The 1,069-nt window shown below is 74.2% G+C and carries 2 protein-coding genes; one reads left to right on the forward strand and one right to left on the reverse strand.

Annotated elements, in window-relative coordinates; translation table 11 throughout:
• Window positions 1-267: 267 nt before the first annotated feature.
• Window positions 268-396: a DLW-39 family protein gene (locus G3I42_RS08200; RefSeq protein WP_007824483.1), complete on the reverse strand. Its 129-nt coding sequence runs from the start codon at window positions 394-396 to the stop codon at window positions 268-270.
• A 246-nt stretch (window positions 397-642) separates the two neighbouring features.
• Between G3I42_RS08200 and G3I42_RS38385 the strand changes: the two genes are divergently transcribed.
• On the forward strand, window positions 643-1,069 hold a 427-nt coding region (locus tag G3I42_RS38385; protein WP_343244484.1), incomplete at its 3' end, for a DUF6344 domain-containing protein.

Below are 1,069 nucleotides of genomic sequence, written 5' to 3' on the forward strand. Positions count from 1 at the left end.
CGCCGCCGCGCCCCGCCGTCCGTACGCGCCCGCCCCGCATCCGCAGCCCCTCGCTCCCCCGGGAGCCCGCGCCCCCACGCCCGGCCCATCCTGCCGCCCCGCACGGCCCGCTGTCCCGCGCGCGTACCGAATTGGCGTGCACGGGGGGCCTGTTGGGGCGGTGGGTGTGCCCCGGCGCACCCGGCGGTGTGCCTCAGTGGTCCGGATACGGCGACGGGCCCCGGCCGCCCTCGGCGGCTGGAGCCCGTTCAGCAGGAGCGCGACTGCTCAGGAACCCGAGGGAACCGAGTCGGTCGCCTCCGTCCACAGATCCTGCTCGGCGCGATCCGCCTGGATCTGGCGGTACACGAGGAGCCCGCCGATGGCGGCCAGTGCGACCAGGAGAAGCTTCTTCACCGCGCGACCTCGTCCTTCTTTGACGTTCAGGGACCTCTGTCGCCCGACTATACACACCGGCCCATACCACTCGGTGCCCCCTTCGGCACCCCGGACGACGGCTGTTCCCCGGTCCGTCACGGGGCCTCCGTCCGAGTGACGTTCATCAGAAGATCTGCGCGCCACGGGCGTCGCTCCCCCCTGTGACGCCGCCGGTACACATCATGAGGAAGTACGCAAATCGCCCAAGCTGAAAGTGAGCACACCGTGGCTGCCCAGACCTTCTCGACGCTGTGGAAGGCGCTCGTCGGCGCTTTCCTCGCGCTCTTCGCCTTCCTCGGCCTCGCGGCCGCCCCCGCCCAGGCCGCCGCCCCCGCGACCCCCGCCCCGCAGCCGCGCGACCTCCCCTGCGAGGAGAGCGGCCCGCAGGGCTTCGCCGTCGCGACGGCCCTCTTCGGGCCACCGCTCGTCCAGGGGCGCTCGCTGCCGCCCACGATGAAACAGCGGATCAGGGCCGAGCAGCACGGCTCCTCGCCCTCCTGCCGCCAGCTTCTCGTCCCGCTCGACCAGCCGTACGCCGCGGGCCCGGCCCCGCACTGCCCGCCGCCCGCGCGGCACTCGGCACACCCCGTACGACAGCCGCGGCCGTGTCCCCCGCCACGGCGACCGAGCCCACCACGACGGCCACCCCGGA

The sequence above is a fragment of the Streptomyces sp. SID11385 genome (assembly GCF_010548245.1).
In the GTDB taxonomy this organism is placed as follows: Bacteria; Actinomycetota; Actinomycetes; order Streptomycetales; family Streptomycetaceae; genus Streptomyces.